Below are 15,078 nucleotides of genomic sequence, written 5' to 3'. Positions count from 1 at the left end.
CGCGCGGGGAGAGAAAAGGGCGGGTAACGCATCGAAGAAACGCCCATCCCGGCAGGATGGGCGAGCTATTAAAAGCGGCTATCTACCGCCGCGGCCAGTTTTTCCAACAGAACTTCCGTATCTTCCCAGTTCAGGCAGGGATCGGTAATGGACTGACCATAGATTAATGGTTGACCGCTGATAATTTTTTGCGTGCCTTCCCGTAAAAAACTCTCTGCCATAATCCCGGCAATTGCCGTGGAGCCATTGCGAATCTGCTGGCAAATATCATCACATACCTCCAACTGGCGGCGATGCTGTTTTTGACAGTTGCCGTGGCTGAAGTCGACGACCAGATGTTCCGGCAGATCAAATTCATGCAACGTGTCGCAGGCGGCGGCAATATCTTCAGCGTGGTAGTTCGGTTTTTTACCGCCGCGCATGATGATGTGCCCATACGGGTTGCCACTCGTTTGGTAGATGGTCATCTGTCCGTCTTTATCCGGCGAGAGAAACATATGGCTGGCGCGGGAGGCGCGAATAGCGTCAACGGCAATGCGAGTATTGCCATCCGTACCATTTTTAAAGCCGACCGGACAAGAGAGCGCAGAAGCCATTTCTCGATGGATTTGGCTTTCGGTGGTACGCGCGCCAATCGCTCCCCAACTGATCAGATCGGCAATAAACTGGCCGGTGACCATATCAAGAAACTCTGTGGCGGTCGGTACTCCCAGTTCGTTCACCTGCAATAGCAAGCGACGCGCCAGTTCAAGCCCATAATTGACGCGGTAACTTCCATTCAAGTCGGGATCGGAAATCAGGCCTTTCCATCCCACGACGGTGCGCGGTTTTTCAAAATAGGTGCGCATGACGATTTCCAGACGCGCCTGATGCTTTTGGCGTTGTGCCTGGAGCTGCGTCGCGTATTCCATAGCAGCATTCAGATCGTGAATCGAACAGGGGCCAATGACGACCAGTAGCCGTGGATCTTCACCATTTAAAATCTTTTCTATCCGGCGTCGGGAGTCGGTAACGTGACTGGCGACGGAGGACGATACAGGATACCGCTGCGCGAGTTCGGTCGGTGTTACCAGGCTGTCGATACGCGCAGTACGGAGTTCGTCGGTTCTGTTCATTACAAGTCTCAGAAATTTGTTGCTTCAACGGCAGGACTACCGGGAAGTGATGGGCATCACGATAAACCAATCCCTGCTGATTTCAAGTGCGAGGCGTGTCACACCTCGCAGGCAGAACGGCATGATAACAAAAACCAACCCATTAAACTAGTTTGCTAGTACATCCTGCGGTTAAGCCCCATAATGTCGAGAATTTTGGTGGCTATCTCTTCAACGGAATAATTGGTGCTGTTCAGGCAGGGGATCTGATTCTTACGATACAGCGCTTCGACCTCCGCCACTTCCATGCGGCACTGACGCAACGAGGCATAGCGACTGTTTTCACGGCGTTCTTCGCGAATAGCCGCCAGGCGTTCAGGGTCAATTGTCAGGCCGAACAGTTTATGTTGTAGCGGTTTTAACGATGTGGGCAGCGTCAAATTATCCATATCATCGGCGATGAAAGGGTAGTTAGCCGCACGAATACCGAATTGCATCGCCAGATAGAGGCTGGTGGGCGTTTTTCCACAGCGCGAAACGCCAAGTAAAATGACCTGGGCCTGATCGAGGTTGCGCAATGAAATGCCATCATCATGCGCCAGGGTATAATCGATAGCGGCAATACGGGCGTCATACTTGTTCAGGTTACCCGGATTAAGCCCATGAGTACGATGAGCGATCGGCGTCGGATCCAGTTTCATCTCCTGCTGAAGCGGCGCCACCAGCGCCTGGACGATATCCTGGCAGAAACCTTCGCTCTGTAAGATGATGGCGCGAATTTCAGGTAAAACAATCGAGTAAAATACCAGCGGGCGAACGCCGGTTTGCTGATAAATGGCGTCAATTTGGTCTTTGACGGCGCGGGCGCGACTTTCGTTTTCCACGAATGGCAGCGTGATGCTGCTGATCGTCACCGGAAACTGCGACATGACCGCGTGACCCAGGACCTCGGCGGTGATGGCGGTACCATCAGAAATATAGAAAACATGGCGATCAACAACATTATCCATTCTGTTCATCCTGAAGAGTAAACATAATTATCTGAAAGCATAAATTAAAAGTAACGGGAAACGTATAACTTGTCGCTTATTTTATAAAATGACAGGCACTTTTTATAATTAATGAAAAGTGTGTTTCATTTCCTGGAAACGCAGTTTATACCGGGGGTGATTAAGGGAATGCCGTGCTATGCGCGGGTTTGCGCAACTACGTAAACAATCTGAAAAAATGAAAAAATAAATTTGCTTGAACGATTCACCGTTTTTTTCGCGGGTTTAAGTATGCCAGGATAAATACGCAACTATGTGTTTCTTAAACTCGTTCATTTATCACAAAAGGATTGTTCGATGTCCAACAATGGCTCGTCACCGCTGGTGCTTTGGTATAACCAACTCGGCATGAATGATGTAGACAGAGTTGGGGGCAAAAATGCCTCCCTGGGTGAAATGATTACTAACCTTTCCGGCATGGGCGTATCCGTTCCGAATGGTTTTGCAACCACTGCCGATGCGTTTAACCAGTTTTTGGATCAAAGCGGCGTAAACCAGCGCATTTATGAGCTGCTGGATAAGACAGATATTGATGATGTCTCCCAGCTGGCGAAAGCGGGCGCGCAGATCCGCCAGTGGATTATCGACACTCCTTTCCAGCCGGCGCTGGAAAACGCCATCCGCGATGCCTATGCGCAGCTTTCGTCGGATGATGAAAATGCCTCTTTTGCCGTGCGTTCCTCCGCCACGGCGGAAGATATGCCAGATGCTTCGTTTGCGGGCCAACAGGAAACGTTTCTTAACGTTCAAGGCTTCGATGCGGTTCTGGTGGCAGTGAAACACGTATTTGCTTCTCTGTTTAACGATCGCGCCATCTCTTATCGCGTTCACCAGGGGTATGATCATCGCGGCGTAGCGCTTTCCGCTGGCGTGCAGCGGATGGTTCGCTCCGATCTCGCCTCGTCAGGGGTGATGTTCTCTATCGATACCGAATCCGGTTTTGACCAGGTGGTCTTTATCACCTCGGCATGGGGACTGGGTGAAATGGTGGTGCAGGGGGCGGTTAACCCGGATGAATTTTATGTCCATAAGCCAACCCTGGCGGCAGGCCATCCGGCCATCGTACGCCGCACCATGGGGTCGAAAAAAATCCGCATGGTTTACGCCGCCACCCAAGAGCACGGCAAGCAAGTGAAGATTGAGGATGTGCCGCAGGAACAGCGCGACATTTTCTCGCTCACCAACGAAGAAGTGCAGGAACTGGCGAAACAAGCGGTGCAGATTGAGCAGCACTATGGTCGTCCGATGGATATCGAATGGGCGAAAGACGGTCATACCGGTAAGCTCTTTATTGTGCAGGCACGTCCGGAAACCGTGCGCTCCCGTGGCCAGGTGATGGAGCGTTATACGCTACATGCGCAGGGGAAAATCATTGCCGAAGGTCGCGCCATTGGGCATCGTATCGGCGCGGGTACGGTAAAAGTTATTCATGATATCGGCGAAATGAACCGTATTGAGCCTGGCGATGTGCTTGTCACCGATATGACCGACCCGGACTGGGAACCGATCATGAAAAAAGCGGCGGCGATTGTCACTAACCGTGGCGGGCGCACCTGTCACGCGGCGATTATCGCCCGCGAATTGGGTATTCCGGCGGTAGTCGGCTGCGGCGACGCCACCGAACGCATGAAAGATGGCGAAAAAGTAACCGTCTCCTGCGCAGAAGGTGATACCGGTTATGTGTATGCCGACATGCTGGATTTCAGCGTAAAAAGCTCCAGCGTAGATACCATGCCAGAGCTACCGCTGAAGGTCATGATGAACGTCGGCAACCCGGACAGGGCATTTGACTTTGCCTGCCTGCCGAATGAGGGCGTAGGTCTGGCGCGACTGGAATTCATCATTAACCGTATGATTGGCGTTCACCCGCGTGCGCTGCTGGAGTTTGACGACCAGGATGCCGCGCTGCAAAACGACATTCGTGAGATGATGAAAGGGTTTGACTCGCCGCGTGAATTTTACGTTGGTCGACTGACGGAAGGGATCGCGACGTTAGGCGCCGCCTTCTACCCGAAACGCGTTATCGTTCGCCTGTCTGACTTTAAGTCCAACGAATACGCCAACCTGGTCGGCGGCGAACGCTATGAGCCGCATGAAGAAAACCCGATGCTGGGCTTCCGCGGCGCGGGCCGTTACGTCGCAGAAAGTTTCCGCGATTGTTTTGCGCTGGAATGCGAAGCGGTGAAACGCGTGCGCAACGATATGGGCCTTACCAACGTCGAAATCATGATCCCGTTCGTGCGGACGGTCGACCAGGCGAAAGCGGTCATCGAAGAGCTGGCGTGCCAGGGGCTTAAACGCGGCGAGAACGGGCTGAAGATCATCATGATGTGCGAGATCCCGTCCAATGCCTTGCTGGCTGAACAGTTCCTCGAATATTTTGATGGCTTCTCGATTGGTTCTAACGACATGACGCAGCTGGCGCTGGGGCTGGATCGCGATTCCGGCGTGGTGTCTGAACTGTTTGACGAGCGTAACGACGCGGTGAAAGCGCTACTGTCGATGGCGATCCGCGCGGCGAAAAAACAGGGCAAATATGTTGGAATTTGCGGCCAGGGCCCGTCCGACCATGAAGACTTTGCCGCCTGGCTGATGGAAGAGGGGATCGACAGCCTGTCGCTGAACCCGGACACCGTGGTTCAGACCTGGCTGAGTCTGGCGGAACTGAAGAAGTAGTGTGATACCGGATGGCGGCGTTAACGTCGCCATCCGGCAATTTACACCGCGGTGTGCTCCTGGCGCAGCCGCTCAATAATATCCTGCCGCAACAGAAACTTCTGCACTTTGCCAGAGGCGGTTCTGGGCAGTTTTTCTACGATGACGATCCGTTCCGGATATTTATACTTCGCTACCCGTTTTCGACTGAAAAAAGCGGTCACCTCTTCCAGCGCCAGCGAAAGGTGCGGCGGTTTTAAGACCAAATACGCGCATGAACGTTCGCCTAAGCGTTCATCAGGCATAGCAACGACGCAAGCATCGTGTATGCGAGGGTGTTGTAATAAAATATCTTCGACTTCGCGACTGCTGATATTTTCACCTCCACGTATAATAATATCCTTTTTGCGCCCGGTAATTTTGATATAACCGTCTTCATCCATGCGGCAGAGGTCGCCGCTGTAATACCAGCCCTCATTATCCAGTGCGCGGGCGGTAAGTTCCGGCTCGTCCAGGTATCCCATAAAAACGTTCGGCCCGCGCGAGGCTTCTTCGCCTTCGTGGCCTGCTGGAAGCGTATTGCGATCTTCATCCACGATTTTAATTTCTACACCGGTGGCGGCATAACCATCGGTGTTCATCATGCGTGAAGTCGAATCACCCAGATTAACCATCGAGTGCGGAGAACTTTCTGTAGAACCGTAAATACTCAATAATTTGATACCGCGCTGCTGGCAGTCGCGGGCAACCTTTTTGGGAATAGTCGTGCCGCCGCATAAGAAGAATCGCAGTGAGGAGAGGTCGGCAGGCTGTTGCTCAACGGCACAAAGTAGATCGTAAATAAACGGCGTCGCGCCTGACATACAGGTACAGCGTTGCTGCGCTAATAAGGTAAGGCAGGCTTCTGGGGTAAAGATGTCCAGCAATACGCTACGCGCCCCGATTAAAAAGGGCGCGGTGACGCCGTGTAAAAATCCGGTGGCGTGGCCAAGTGGCGCAGGCATCAGGAACACATCTTGCCAGGTTAAATTCAACCGCGCGCAATACGCCCGTTCGCTGGCAAGAATATTATTGTGGGTCAACATTACCCCTTTGGGCATTCCTTCTGTGCCGGAGGTAAACAGCACTGCCGCCAGTTCATCACCGTGAATGTTAATGTTTGACTGCAACGGTTCGCTGCGGTCGATGATTTGACTAAGCGCAAGTGCTGTGGTGGCAGGCGCCAGTTTATCCACGCCGACAATATGTGTCAGATGGCGCAGTTGATTTTGTAGCGGAAGGATAAGATCGACCGGACGATTCTGTTTGAACACGGTGGGGGCGAAGAATATTTTAGCCTGACATTTGTTCAGCACCCAAACCAGCTCTGCTTCTCGCCAGGCGGGAAGCAGCGGGACAGATACCGCGCCCGTTTTCAGGCAGGCCAGATAAATGAGGGTAAACTCACACCAGCCCGGAAGCTGAAAGGCCACGCGATCGCCCGGTTGAATCCCCTGAGACAGCAACCAGTTTGCCAGGCGGCTTGCCGCGCAGTCGAGTGCGGCGTAGGTCCAGGACGCGCCATGATTATCGACCACGGCGATTTTATCGGGTACGGCGCGTGCGGTTTGCCGCCAGTAGTCGCCCAGTGAAGCATCGCCCCAGTAGCCGGACTCGCGATAGGTTTTCCGCCGCGCGGCGTCAAACGTTAATGTAACACTCATTGACTTGTTCTCTATTAATACAAATGACGTAATCTCCGGGGGCAAGCCGAATAAGACGCCGTAGCGTCGTTATCCGGTGTTTCAGAGCGTCAGCCGTAGCGAAACTCAACGCCGAACGTTCCCGCCGGGTATTCCCATTTTTCGAGAAGAGTATTGCCGCAGAGAACCCTGCAGGTCCCGCATTCCAGGCAGCCCGCGGCGTCAAAATGAATATTTCCCGCATCGTCCAGCTTATAGAGTCCGGCAGGGCAGGCTTTTATTAATTTATTAAACTCCTGCATGTCAGGCGAGGAGCGCAAAATGATATGTGGGTGTCCTTCATCTACGTAAAATTTATTTACGCCCAATTTGACGTCAACATTCACCTTATTGTCCGAACTCATAATGCCGTAGCCCCTTTTATGCCATCTTTTAATAGGTTTACCAGTCCAACTTTTTTCGCATGTGACAGGATAGTTTTACGCAACGGTGGGATTGGACCGCCATCAACGGTGAACAGATCGCCCACAATGTTTGCCGCCATTCGCGGGTACTCGGTAAAAAGCCGTGGGTTTTCCATTAATCCGGGGAGTTTGCGGAAATGCCGCATATCGCGTAACACGCCGTTTTTCTCCAGCGCGCGTTTGTAACCGGCAAGACTCGCGGCGGAAAAATCTTGCCGCGCTTTAGCGTCAATGGCGGTTTGAGCGGCCGCTTGCGCGGACGCGATGGCTAAATCCATGCCGCGGACGGTATAACCGAGATTCAGGCAAAGACCGGCGGCGTCGCCGACAATCATCACGCCGTCATTTGCCAGCTCCGGCATCATTGCTATGCCGCCTTCGGGCACCATATGAGCGGAGTATTCAAGCAGCGTTCCCCCCTGAATCAAAGGGCGTATTGCCGGATGCTGTTTAAAATCTTCCAGCATTTGCGGTACGCTTTTGGTCGCGTGAGCAATGTCGCCCAGGCCACATACCAGCCCCAGAGAAACCGAATCGCGGTTGGTATAAAGAAACCCGCCGCCCATGAGCCCGTTGGAGGGCGCGCCAGCGAATAACCAGGCGGCGCCTTCATGGGACGCCAGATTAAAGCGCTCTTCAATAAGTGCCGGAGAGAGCCCAATCAACTCTTTTACGCCGACGGCATAGTGATGCGCAGAAGAGACAGGCACCATGTCCAGTGAACGGCCCAGCATGGAATTCACGCCGTCCGCGAGAATCACAATATTCGCATCCAGAATATCATCCCCGGCCTGAACGCCAGTGACGCGATTGCCTTCACGTACCAGAGCGTCGACCCGCACACCTGGGATAAACTGCGCGCCAGCCTGTTCCGCCTGCGCCATTAGCCACGGGTCCAGTTTGTTGCGCAGTACGGTATATGACGTAAGGGGCGGAGTAGGGGGCGCGCGGTGAAAATCAAGTGTGACGGCGCTTTCTTCGGTTAAAAAGGAGATTTTTTCACGGGTAACGACGCGTTCGATGGGGGCGGACGTTGCGAATCCCGGCATAATACTTTCGATACTGTGAGCGTAGAGCCGGCCACCGGTCATATTTTTGCTGCCCGCGCTGTTTCCGCGTTCAATAACCAGTACATCCAGTCCCGCTTTTGCCATCACATACGCGGCGACCGTTCCTGCTACGCCTGCGCCCACCACAATAGCGTCAAATTTATCATCCGACATGCTTTATGCTCCTTTCCCGCCGTATCGACGACGGGAGATGTGCGTTGAAAAAGGAATTAGCGGCTTAACTGGTCGATGAGGGCAGGAACAACCTTATAGATATCGCCCACCAGGCCATAATCGGCATAATTGAAAATGGGCGCGTTTTTATCTTTGTTAATTGCGACAATAATTTTTGCGCCGTTTCCACCCACCATATGTTGAATTTGGCCGGAAATGCCCAGCGTCAGATAGAGATCGGATTTCAACAGAACGCCGGATACGCCAATATAACGCTCACGTTCCATCCAGTTTTCACCTTCCGCAATGGGGCGGGAACAGCCCACTTCTGCGCCGAGAACGGCCGCCAGTTTATGCACCATATCCAGATCGCTTTGCGCCGCCAGACCTCGTCCTACGCCGATGACCCGTTTGGCTTTGCTCAAATCGACGCTGCTTAACGATTTCGCGCGCCGCTGCTGGCACAATACCTCGTGGCGTGGGGCAATATATGCCAGCGTGGTCTGCGGGCAAGTATGACCGGGGAGAGGGGCGGCGGGTTCCAGCACGCCGGGTGCCAGCGTAATAATCGCCTGCGGGCTGTTTAATTTCTCTTTGCCGAAAGCAAGTCCGCCGTACATGCGATGCTCTGCGTGTAGCGTCCCGTCGAGGAGGTCAATAGACGTCGCGTCGTTCACCATCACGGCGTCAAGCTGGATGCTCAGCCGGGCGCCAAGCGCTTTACAGCGCTTGGTCGCCGCCATGAGCAGTAGCCCATTTTGGTCGCCTAATAACGAGGCCAGCGTTTCGGCATAGTTTTCCACGCGCTGCAAATCCGTATGCGATTCAATAATGACTATCTCATCAGCGCCAAGCGCTTTCACGTAGTCGATCTCCGTGTTTCCTTGCACGATGGCGTAAACTTTTTCTCCCCACTGCCGCGCGCCGGTCATTAATTCGGCATAACGCTCTACGTTATCGCTAAATACCCATACGTTAGCTAAATGATTCATGATAATTTTTCTCCGTTGGGTTTAGTTCAGGGATTTTTTCAAATGGTCGGCCAGTGCGGTAATGGCTTCCGGCGAATCGTTATCGAGAATGATATGCTTGCGTTCTGTCTGCGGCGGTACCGAGATGGCGACCAGTTCCGCCAGTGGCGTGGTTGGGGTCCAGTGGATATCGCTCGCCAGCCACGACGTAACGGCTTTTTTCCCGGCGCCGAGAATGGCTTTCATTGACGGGATGCGTGGAACGTTAATATCTGAGGTCACGCAAAGCACCGCGGGCAGGGTGAGCTCGATAATTTCAACGTCTTCTTCCAGTGTGCGTTCAACGATGATTTTGTCGCCGTCGCGTTGAATATGGCTTACTGCGTTGATGACGGGGAGTTTCAGGAGTTCGCCAGTCAGCAGGCCCACCTGTTGGGCATAAATATCGCCGGAGCCCTCTCCAAAGAGCAGCAGGTCAAAGCCGATTTTCTCCGCCGCGGATGCTAGCGCCAGCGCGGTTTCTTTGGGCAGAGCGTGCTCCAGTTGCGCATCCTGAACCATAAAAAGCGCATCCGGCCCGCGGGATAACACATCTTTGCGGACTTTTGAATTTTGTAACAGAGAGCCGCCGACGGTGAGCGCGGCGATCTCGTCGCCATCGCCAGCTAACTGCGCGGCGGCCTCAATTGCATTTAAATCAAACTGGCTGATTTTGGCCTCGGCACGATCAAAATTGAGCGAATGTTCCGGGGTCACGGTAATGTCCTGTTCTTCAGGCACCAACTTAAAGCAGGTTATTATTTTCATTGCATCTCCAGTGAGTCGCGTGCGGATAAGTAACGTAAATCTGACTGAAAATAGTCTGCGGCAGTCTGAAGAGGTTTACGATGGGTCAATCTGTTTTCCTTGCCAACAATCTTGCACGAAAAATCTGCGAACAGAGAATCGTTAGCAACCATCTGAAAAGGGCGTCATAAAAATATAAATACGGTAGTGAGAATAATAAGTGCGAAGCATATCATCATTTTTTAACATGAAACGTGCGATGTTGTTTCTGTGAGGTTAAAAGAAAACATCAAAGATATGTCGGCTATGTATTTTTGTCTGATAATACGCTATCGACAGGTAATCTGAGCTGTCTGCAAAAGAACATAATATCTTGCATTCGGAACGAATAATCTTGTTTTGCTGGTAATCTCCACGGTTGTACAACACTGACGCTCGCTTTATTTTATTCTGGTTATCTTTTTAAACCTGACAGAGGTTATTATGTATCAGCGCTGTTTTGACTCCGCCGCGGAGACGATTTTTGAACAGGACAAGACCCCTCGATTTTCACGTTTTGTCATTAGCGATGATCCAAACTGGGAGTCTGGCCATCATATGCATGATAATGAAACAGAGCTTATTTACGTCAAAAAAGGGATAGCCAGGTTAATTATTGACTCTTCACTCTACGTCGCGCATGCGGACGATATTGTCGTCGTTGAGCGGGGGCGGCTACACGCTGTAGCATCCGACAGCAATTCGCCGGCTACTACCTATACCTGTGCGCTGTATGGGTTTTGTTTTCCAGGTTGGGAAGAAAACCAACTATTGCAGAGTCATTCCTGTCCGGTAGTTTCCGTGGTTCAGGGGAAAGAGGTCATTAAAAGTATCTTTAATGAATTAAGCGTGTTACTTCCGCAGGGGAAAAACGTATTGGCTTCCTCTGTATACGATGCATTTGCTTACACTCTGACCGCGCTTTATTATGAAAATTTTAAAAATGCCTATCGTTCTGAACAAGGCTACATTAAAAAAGATGTATTAATTAAGGATGTGCTTGTTTATCTCAATAATAATTATCGTGAAAAAATCACGCTTGACCAGCTATCGAAAAAATTTCGCGCCAGCGTCAGTTATATATGCCATGAATTTGCCAAGGAATATCATATATCCCCTATCAACTATGTTATTCAACGACGTATGACCGAGGCCAAGTTTGCGCTGACAAACACTGAGTCGCCACTGGCAGAAATTTCATGGCGGGTAGGATATGAAAATGTGGACCATTTTGCCAAATTGTTTATGCGGCATGTAGGATATTCTCCCAACGATTATCGTAAGCAATTTAAAAATAGTCTGGTTGAGCAGGCGTATTTGCTGCCAAATACCTGACGGCGAAATTTATCTGATTTATTCGGCCTGATGCCGTAAAGCAGCCAGGCCGAATAAGACGTTCCGGTACGATCCTTACTTGTTCTGATAGTCTTTCAGAATCTGGCGTCCTGCCACATAGATCATAATTTCATCCGTGCCGCCACCGATACGTTCGCAGCGAACATCGCGCCAGAAGCGGGAGACACGGGCTTCGTCAGTATAACCAAGCCCACCCATAATCTGAATCGCATCGTCAATCACTTCCATCGCTGTGCGTGCGCAGTACAGCTTAGCCAGCGCGGCGCTGGTACGCAGTGACTCTTCCCGATCGGCCTGCCAGGCGACTTTCAACACCATATTGCGCATGTTTTCGATTTTGATGGCCATTAACGCCAGCTTTTCCTGGATCATCTGGTTATGGCCGATGGGTTTACCAAAGGCGATACGCTGGTTGGCGTAACGGGCGGCATCTTCAAATGCGCATTCGGCGAAACCTGTACTGCGCGCCGCATTAATCAAACGCTCCATCTCAAAATTGTACATGACATTGAGGAAACCCATGCCTTCTTCACCGACCCGGTCGCTTTCGTCAACCTCGACATTATCGAGATAAACTTCGCATGTACTCAACATGTGCCAGCCAATTTTATGCAGCGGATTAATCTTTATGCCCGGTTTATTTGAGTCCACCCACCAAAGCGTGAACGCTTTTTTAGGATCTTTTGGCTCCGTATCGCGCGCCAGAACCAGCATGTAAGGATATTCTTTTGCACCGGTGATAAACGTTTTTTGGCCGTTAAGATAAACCTTACCGTTTTTACGCGTCCAGGTTGTTGTGGCGCTATTATTATCAGATCCCGCGCCAGGTTCTGTTAAGGCGAGCGCATATGCTGGATCGCCGGTGGCCAGAGTGCTTTCTGCTGTTTTACGCAGTTGTTCTGCGGAACCAAAACGGCGCATACTGTGAATGCATTGGCCGTTGGTAATCAAAAAGGCCGGAGCGCCGCATTTTGAGATTTCCATCAGCGCCAGCATTTGCGTTACATAGTCAGCCGGAATGCCGCCAAATTCTTCCGGGACGCCCAGCATCGAAATACCGTTTTCCGCCAGCGCCTGCATAAATTCTCTGGGATAGGTGCCCGTTTGATCGCAGGTACGGAAATACTCTTCCGGAAAATTGCTGGTGATTAACTCGCGAATACTGGCCAGTAATAGTTCTTGTTCTTCAGTTAATGAAAAATCCATATTTGTACTCCTTTTAATGTGTTGCGTCAGGAAGCGTGAATCCCATAGTGCTATCGGCAAATAATCTTGTGTCCATCAGTTTTAAATCTGGTGAGATAACCGGTGAAAAATCCATCTTGTCAAGAATATCCCGCTGCAGATCGACGCCAGGCGCAATTTCAATTAAATGCAGGCCATCTTGTTTGAGAGTGAAAACCGCACGTTCAGTGATGTAACGCACGTCTAACCCACGCTCAAGCGCAATTTTTCCACTGAACGTAATTTCCGGCAGTTCGCTGACGAATTTTTTCACGCGACCTTCCTGGAGAATATTTAATTTGCCATCGGTAATTTCAGTTTTTAAACTTCCGGCCGTCAGAGTTCCGCAGAAGATAATTTTTTGCGACGTTGCGCTAATATCGATAAACCCGCCGGTGCCCATAATTTTTCCGTTGAATTTATGTACACCGACATTACCGTGTTGATCCACTTCGGCAAAACTTAAATAGCAGACATCGAGCCCACCGCCGTGATAAAAATCAAATTGTGAGGTCATATCGAGGATCGCGCGGGTATTGACATTGGCGCCGAAGGCCACGCCCTGAGAGGTAATACCGCCCACCGGGCCGGTTTCTACGGTCAGCACGAAGTCATCGGCGCAGCCTTCCTCGCGAGCGACCAGACCAATACCGTCGGCAATGCCTACGCCCACATTGCCTACCGCGCCTTTACGCATTTCAAACAGCGCGCGTCGGGCTACCAGCTTGCGCTGATTAAGGGGCAGGGTAAGCTGGGTACTATCATCAAGAGTGAAATCCCCGGAGATAAATCGGTTTACCGGCGCGCCGCCATAGAGTTGCGTCTGGTCGGCATCGACAACCACAATATCCACCAGATAGCCGGGAATACGCACGGATTTTGGATGCAGCGTGGCTTTTTTTACCATTTTCTGCACCTGCATCATTACAATACCGCCATTATTGTGAACGGCCTGGGCGATCACCAGCGCATCAAGATACATCACCTCATCTTCAAATGATGCATAGCCTTCGCTGTCGCAGGTGGTGGCGCGGATAAAAGCCACATTAGGCGCTATCGCTTTATAATAGAGATATTCTTTATTATCGATCTCTACCAGCTTAATGAGATCTTCTTTAGTCACGTCGTTTAATTTTCCGCCCTGTTGGCGAGGGTCGACAAAGGTACCAATACCGATATCGCTCAGAATACCCGGCTGGTGTGCGGCGCTGGCGCGCAGCGTCTGGGTTAATACGCCTTGTGGGTAGTTATAGGCGGCGATTTTATTTTGTTCAGCCAGTTCAGAAATACGGGGAGATTGCCCCCAATGTCCGCATAGCGCCCATTTTACCAATCCCTCCTGCGCCAGCGGGCTGATGCCGCGATCGGCGCGGTCACCTAATCCGGTAGGGCTAATAATAGATAAATCTCGTGGTGACTGGGTTGTTTGATATTTATCTGCCAGTGCGGTAATTAATGTTGTCGCTTCGAGAATACCGCCGCCAGCGCCCAGGATACATAAAGTGGCCTCATCTGGAATATAATTTACTGCTTCTTGTGCAGAGAGCACGGGAACGCGGCCATTAATGCGTGATGGCTTATTGATTTTCATATTTACTCCACTATTATCCCTGAAAGCAATATCGATATAACCGTGTTAAGGTAATAAAGACAGCGGCTTTCAATGAATATGGAACATATTCATATCAGATAACTATTTATTTTATTGTGGCAGAAAGAGAATATTCCGCCACACGATAAAGTATTACGCTTGGTGCAATATAGTTAATACGGTACGCAGATCGGCTACCGATATTTGTCCCGGCGCAGATGCTTTTTTCACCGCGCCAAACGTTGCTGCAGAACCGAACACTTCGCCGGCAAGACGAGATATTACCCCGGTTTTCGACATCGACATGGTAATAATCGGACGATCCGCATAGCGCTCCTGCATTTCTACAGTGGCGGTAAGTAAGGTCAGGACATCGGCTTTAGTCTGTGGCATGACGGCGATCTTCGGAATATCGGCGCCCAGTTCCTGCATTTTACGCAGACGCTGAACAATCTCTTCCGCTGCGGGCGTTTTATGAAAATCATGGTTAGACATGATCACCGCAACATTGTGTTGATGAGCATAGCCGACGGTGGCTTTCACCTCATCGTCGCCGGTAAAAAGCTCAAGATCGATCATATCGACCAGACCGCTATCAACCGCTGCACGATTCAGAGCGATATACTGTCCGGTGGTTAGCGCCTGCTCGCCGCCTTCTTTCGCGCTGCGGAAGGTAAATAGCAAGGGTTTATCAGTAATAATCTCCCGGATGGCGCCGGCGGCCTCAAGTACGCTTTCCGTCGTCGTCACGTTGGCAAAATAGTCAACGCGCCACTCCAGAATATCGAAATCCGCTTCACGGTAGGCGAGTGCTTCCGATTTCACATCGGTAATGGTTTTTCCCATTAGCGACACAATGATCTTTGGCGCGCCTTCGCCAACCACGAGATCTCTTACAGTTACGGTTTTCATTTGGTACCCTTCATTGTCATTCGTCGCAATTA

Annotated in this window: 12 protein-coding genes; 2 read left to right on the top strand and 10 right to left on the bottom strand. The window is 51.1% G+C overall.

Features of this window, described 5'->3' with window-relative positions; all coding sequences use genetic code 11:
* Positions 1–68 precede the first annotated feature (68 nt).
* Entirely contained in the window at positions 69–1,115 is a 1,047-nt protein-coding gene (gene aroH, locus ACLJPE_RS04630; protein ID WP_001082196.1) for a 3-deoxy-7-phosphoheptulonate synthase AroH, read from the bottom strand.
* Positions 1,116–1,270: 155 nt separating this feature from the next.
* A complete protein-coding gene (gene ppsR / locus ACLJPE_RS04625; protein ID WP_000370992.1) occupies positions 1,271–2,104 on the bottom strand; it encodes a posphoenolpyruvate synthetase regulatory kinase/phosphorylase PpsR in 834 nt (277 codons plus the stop codon).
* Between the two features lie 336 nt (positions 2,105–2,440).
* Between ppsR and ppsA the strand changes: the two genes are divergently transcribed.
* Positions 2,441–4,819, top strand: a complete 2,379-nt coding sequence (gene ppsA / locus ACLJPE_RS04620; protein ID WP_039513240.1) for a phosphoenolpyruvate synthase — start codon at positions 2,441–2,443, stop codon at positions 4,817–4,819.
* A 41-nt stretch (positions 4,820–4,860) separates the two neighbouring features.
* On the opposite strand, the gene fadK is transcribed toward ppsA, so the two are convergent.
* The 5 genes from fadK to ACLJPE_RS04595 form a co-directional block, all read right to left on the bottom strand.
* Positions 4,861–6,501, bottom strand: coding sequence for a medium-chain fatty-acid--CoA ligase (fadK, locus tag ACLJPE_RS04615; RefSeq protein WP_000117494.1), 1,641 nt, complete (start codon positions 6,499–6,501; stop codon positions 4,861–4,863).
* 89 nt (positions 6,502–6,590) lie between these two features.
* On the bottom strand, positions 6,591–6,884 hold the full coding sequence (locus ACLJPE_RS04610) for a ferredoxin family protein (protein WP_023225706.1): 294 nt from the start codon (positions 6,882–6,884) through the stop codon (positions 6,591–6,593).
* Positions 6,881–8,167: an FAD-dependent oxidoreductase gene (locus ACLJPE_RS04605; protein ID WP_001278564.1), complete on the bottom strand. Its 1,287-nt coding sequence runs from the start codon at positions 8,165–8,167 to the stop codon at positions 6,881–6,883. The genes ACLJPE_RS04610 and ACLJPE_RS04605 overlap by 4 nt, the downstream gene beginning before the upstream one ends.
* A gap of 56 nt (positions 8,168–8,223) precedes the next feature.
* Positions 8,224–9,159 (bottom strand): electron transfer flavoprotein subunit alpha, encoded by a 936-nt coding sequence (locus tag ACLJPE_RS04600; RefSeq protein WP_015405973.1) that lies wholly within the window; start codon positions 9,157–9,159, stop codon positions 8,224–8,226.
* Positions 9,160–9,180: 21 nt separating this feature from the next.
* Complete coding sequence (locus tag ACLJPE_RS04595) at positions 9,181–9,945, bottom strand: electron transfer flavoprotein (RefSeq protein WP_000692095.1); 765 nt, start codon at positions 9,943–9,945, stop codon at positions 9,181–9,183.
* A gap of 462 nt (positions 9,946–10,407) precedes the next feature.
* Here ACLJPE_RS04595 and ACLJPE_RS04590 point away from each other — a divergent pair, with 462 nt between their 5' ends.
* The gene (locus tag ACLJPE_RS04590) at positions 10,408–11,298 is read left to right on the top strand and encodes an AraC family transcriptional regulator (protein ID WP_023232942.1); all 891 of its coding nucleotides are present in this window, start codon (positions 10,408–10,410) and stop codon (positions 11,296–11,298) included.
* Positions 11,299–11,373: 75 nt separating this feature from the next.
* On the opposite strand, the gene ACLJPE_RS04585 is transcribed toward ACLJPE_RS04590, so the two are convergent.
* From ACLJPE_RS04585 to aroD, 3 genes are all read right to left on the bottom strand, one after another.
* Positions 11,374–12,525, bottom strand: coding sequence for an acyl-CoA dehydrogenase (locus tag ACLJPE_RS04585; protein ID WP_000347824.1), 1,152 nt, complete (start codon positions 12,523–12,525; stop codon positions 11,374–11,376).
* A gap of 13 nt (positions 12,526–12,538) precedes the next feature.
* Complete coding sequence (locus ACLJPE_RS04580) at positions 12,539–14,134, bottom strand: acyl CoA:acetate/3-ketoacid CoA transferase (protein WP_001527696.1); 1,596 nt, start codon at positions 14,132–14,134, stop codon at positions 12,539–12,541.
* Between the two features lie 153 nt (positions 14,135–14,287).
* Complete coding sequence (aroD, locus tag ACLJPE_RS04575) at positions 14,288–15,046, bottom strand: type I 3-dehydroquinate dehydratase (RefSeq protein ID WP_001527848.1); 759 nt, start codon at positions 15,044–15,046, stop codon at positions 14,288–14,290.
* Between the last annotated feature and the right edge of the window lie 32 nt (positions 15,047–15,078).

Origin of the sequence: Salmonella sp. SAL04196, from assembly GCF_046550835.1 — a bacterium.
Taxonomy (GTDB): domain Bacteria; phylum Pseudomonadota; class Gammaproteobacteria; order Enterobacterales; family Enterobacteriaceae; genus Salmonella; species Salmonella enterica.
The sequence above is the reverse complement of the archived record's forward strand: the minus strand, read 5'-3'. Positions and strand labels throughout refer to the sequence as shown.